Genomic DNA, 3,487 nt, shown 5'->3' with positions numbered 1-3,487 from the left:
GCGGGGCTGGCATCGGGTGCGGCCTTTTCGGCAACCCTCAAGCAGCAAGTTAGCGAGTGGGACAAAAACCGCTCGACCCGCACCCTGGCAAATATGCAGGGACCACAGCTTTTGGTGCCATTTTTAGGAATTTCCGGCGGCGTGTGCTTCTTTCTGGCGGCAGGACTGGAAATTTTTGGGTTTCCCACCAAGTTGGCCTATGCCGTCGCCATTCCGCTGACCGTTCTCACCGGGCTGCTGGTGTGGACGCAACTGGCACGACTACTGGAGCAACTGGAGCGCGGTGGCTCCAAGGCCCTCGATCTGGACTCTTTTGGCTAAAGTGAAGGGGTGGCGAAAGACTGTATTTCGACGCTGCCCCGAATTTCTAATCCTTAACCCCTAAATATGGTCTACCTCTACTGGATTCTCGTCGCGGTGATGCTGGTGGGCGTGATTGGCTCTGTTGCGCCTGCGATTCCGGGAATTGGGCTGATTGCGCTGGCGATCGCCGTTTGGGGCTTTGTCAATGGATTCGCGGGGCTAGGCATTCCCCTGACGGTGGCGGTGGTGTGCCTGCTGGTGGGCACGGGGGTCGATTTTTTGGCGACCTATCTGGGTGCAAAGAAAGCCGGAGCCAGCAAATGGGGACAGATTGGCGCAATTGTGGGGCTGTTTTTGGGAGTGTTTGGGCTGCTGCCCGCGCTGCCCTTTGGCGGCCCGTTTTTGGGGCTGATTATTGGGCCGATTGCGGGCGCGATTCTGGGTGAGTTTCTATTTCGCAAAGACCTGTGGCTGGCGATCAAGGCGGGTCTGGGGATTGTGGTGGGGTCGCTAGTGGGGCGGCTGGTGCAGTTCATTTTGGCGATCGCCACCTTTGCCGTTTTCCTCTGGACAACGCTGCCTACCGTGACGGCGGTTCCCGGTGCTGCCTAGTCACTGACTGCATCTGATTGCCTGATTAGTCGGATTTTTGCGAAATACTTCTCATTCACTCCTCTACGTAAGGTTCGCGCCGCACTTCTTCTACCTGACTGACGGCAAGAATTAGCGTCATCCGCCGTCCTATCTCTCGGCTCACGAATTCTTCCAGCAGTTCCACTTGGCGCGGGGTGACGGGTTCTCGACTCCGCACCGTCAGCCGCACCTCTGGCGGCTGGGTATACCAGTTGATGTCGCTATCGACCAATTGCACGCGCTGAAACGTCGCTGTGCGGGTCAGCAGCGCTCGTTTTAGGGCAGCCTCAAGCTGGTTTTGCTGCACCATTTGCACAAAGCTGACCCCCAGCGGAATCAGCAATAGCCCGGTGAAGGTGAAGGCCCACAGCAACGCTCTTTGCGCCTGTTCGATAGGCGTATAGCCCGCCAGCAAAAAGGTCAACATGCAGGACAGCGTAATCCCCAGCAGGTTGGTCAGATAGAGCAGCGTCGCTCCCAGGCTGAGGCTCCAGTCGCCTTGGGAGAGTCCCAGCCCAATCACGCAAACAGGGGGCATGAGGGCAACGGCGATCGCCGTTCCGGGCAGCGAGGCCGACACTTTGGGATTGATCTTGGCATAGCCGCTCACCCCGCCAGCCGCCACGGCCACGCCCAGATCCAGCAGGTTGGGGCTAGAGCGGGCCAGCACCTCGCTGCCAAAGCTGGCAATGCCCACAACGCGCCCCAATAGCCAGGCGATCGCCAGGGCCAGCAGCGTTCCCAGCAAAACCGACGCAGCCGCTCGCCGTACTAGCAGAATGTTTCCCTCCAGCGCCCCAAAGGCCAGCGCCCGAATTGGCGACATCAGGGGAGCGATAATCATTGCGCCGATGATCACAGCCGCGCTGTTGGACAGCAGTCCAAAGGTGGCGATCGCGCAGGACGTGACAATCAGCACCAAGTAGGGCGTATCCGCAACGGACTCGCTCAGCATGTCGCTATGCAGGCGCTCCAGTTCCGAGAGGTTGATCCGCCCCCGCTGGAGCGTTTTCACCGTCTCCCAAAAGTTCGCCATGAATAGCGCTATCCGTCTCCTCACCATCAATCCTCCTCCCTGCTGGGCGATGCAAGCAGATGGTCATCCTCGTTCAGAAGACGCGGGTCTTTTCAGACGCAAGTCTCAGAAGCAAGTCCTTTCAGAGGTAGCCTGTCAGACGTAGCCTGCCGCATCGCAGATATCACGCTTACAGGGACTATCATTTCAGATGATGGAGCCAGATGATAAATCAACTTCGCTACAGTCGGGCGGCTCTTACGGCGGCCCCAATCAGCCCGACCTGAGGATTCAGCACTACATGCACCGGGATTTGCTCCAGCAGGGGACTCATACGCCCCTTGTCGAGAAATGCCTCCATAAAGCCGCCCGCCTTTAGCACGTCCAGGTTTTTGGCCGCGATGCCGCCTGCGATGTAGAGGCCGCCAAAGGGCAGCAGCTTCAGCGCTAGGTTGCCTGCTTCGGCTCCGTAGGACGAGGCAAAGAGGGTCATCGTTTGCTCGCAGAGGCGATCGCCCGCCTGAGCGCCCAGGGAAATCACCGCGCCCGGATCGACGGATTTTTCTGCCTTGCCCGCCTCGCGCTCCCAGGTGAGGATTTTTGCGCCGATGTCGGGCGACTCTTCGGCAAGCTGGCGATCGCGCAAAAACTGATAAATCGACACAATCCCCTGCCCCGACACGATGCGCTCGGCCGAGAGGCGATTGATGCTGAGCTTGTCTAGCAAATACTTCAGCAGTTGAAATTCCAGTTCTGAACGGGGCGCAAAATCAGCGTGCCCCCCCTCCGACGGGTAGACGTAATACACGCCTCCCTGAGGAATCAAGAAGCCCTGACCTAGCCCTGTGCCTGCGCCAATGACGGCGATGGGGGCGTTGGGCTGGGGCTTGCCGACCTGGAGCGTGTAATAGTCGTCTTCACCCAGGCCCAAAATGCCGTAGCCGACGGCTTCAAAATCGTTGATCAGGCTGATATTGGGAATGTTGAGTTCGCGGCTGAGGCGATCGCCCTCCAGGGTCCAGGAGAGATTGGTCAGCACGGAGGTATTGTTGACCACGGGGCCGGCGATCGCAAAGCAGGCTTTCTCGATTCCGGGAGCGCAGCCCATGCAGCTTTCTGCATCTGCCAGAAACGCCCGCACCATCGGCACCAGATCTAGATATTCTGCACTGACATAACGCATCTCGTGCAACGTTTGCAGCTTAATTGGCCCGTCGTCGCTGTGGACTTCTGCTAGCCGCAGAATGGTCTTGGTGCCGCCGATGTCGCCTGCCAAAAGTCGAGTCATGATGCGATGTCATCCACAAATAGGGGGTCTAGAACGGGCTGGGGGTCTTCGTCCGCGTCGTCGTCCTCAACGTCCTCAAAGTCATCGACATCGACATTGTAGGCAGGATTGTAGTCGGGTTCCAACTCGGCTGCTGCCGCTGCCCAAATTCCTTCGGAATCTTCATCGTACTCGTCGTATTCATCATCCTCTTCAGATACTTCGGCAGGGGCGATCGCCCGATTGGCCACCGTGCCGATAATGGGCAG

General features: G+C 58.6%; 4 protein-coding genes and 1 pseudogene. 2 read left to right on the top strand and 3 right to left on the bottom strand.

The features are described 5' to 3' along the window. Together IGS51_RS17985 and IGS51_RS17980 are read left to right on the top strand one after the other, a co-directional pair. Positions 1 to 321: hypothetical protein (locus IGS51_RS17985; RefSeq protein ID WP_297080165.1), on the top strand; the 321-nt coding region annotated here is incomplete at its 5' end. Positions 322 to 387: 66 nt separating this feature from the next. Continuing rightward, positions 388 to 915: a DUF456 domain-containing protein gene (locus tag IGS51_RS17980; protein ID WP_297080164.1), complete on the top strand. Its 528-nt coding sequence runs from the start codon at positions 388 to 390 to the stop codon at positions 913 to 915. 55 nt (positions 916 to 970) lie between these two features. Here the strand turns inward: IGS51_RS17980 and IGS51_RS17975 are convergent, their stop codons facing one another. From IGS51_RS17975 to IGS51_RS17965, 3 genes and pseudogenes are all read right to left on the bottom strand, one after another. Continuing rightward, the gene (locus IGS51_RS17975; RefSeq protein WP_297080163.1) at positions 971 to 1,972 is read right to left on the bottom strand and encodes a DUF389 domain-containing protein; all 1,002 of its coding nucleotides are present in this window, start codon (positions 1,970 to 1,972) and stop codon (positions 971 to 973) included. Positions 1,973 to 2,192: 220 nt separating this feature from the next. Continuing rightward, on the bottom strand, positions 2,193 to 3,239 hold the full coding sequence (locus IGS51_RS17970; RefSeq protein ID WP_297080162.1) for a glucokinase: 1,047 nt from the start codon (positions 3,237 to 3,239) through the stop codon (positions 2,193 to 2,195). Continuing rightward, a pseudogene (locus tag IGS51_RS17965) lies at positions 3,236 to 3,487 on the bottom strand (hypothetical protein); the annotation flags it as partial. The gene IGS51_RS17970 and the pseudogene IGS51_RS17965, both read right to left, overlap by 4 nt.

Origin of the sequence: Thermoleptolyngbya sp. M55_K2018_002 (assembly GCF_015295965.1) — a bacterium.
Classification (GTDB): domain Bacteria; phylum Cyanobacteriota; class Cyanobacteriia; order Elainellales; family Elainellaceae; genus Thermoleptolyngbya; species Thermoleptolyngbya sichuanensis.
Note: the sequence above shows the minus strand (reverse complement) of the source record. Positions and strands in the feature narration are given on the sequence as shown.

Excerpts from the sequence above, each read along its gene's own strand:
- IGS51_RS17975 (WP_297080163.1), bottom strand. The coding sequence starts at position 1,972 with ATGGCGAACTTTTGGGAGACGGTGAAAACGCTCCAGCGGGGGCGGATC.
- IGS51_RS17970 (WP_297080162.1), bottom strand. The coding sequence starts at position 3,239 with ATGACTCGACTTTTGGCAGGCGACATCGGCGGCACCAAGACCATTCTG.
- IGS51_RS17980 (WP_297080164.1), top strand. The coding sequence starts at position 388 with ATGGTCTACCTCTACTGGATTCTCGTCGCGGTGATGCTGGTGGGCGTG.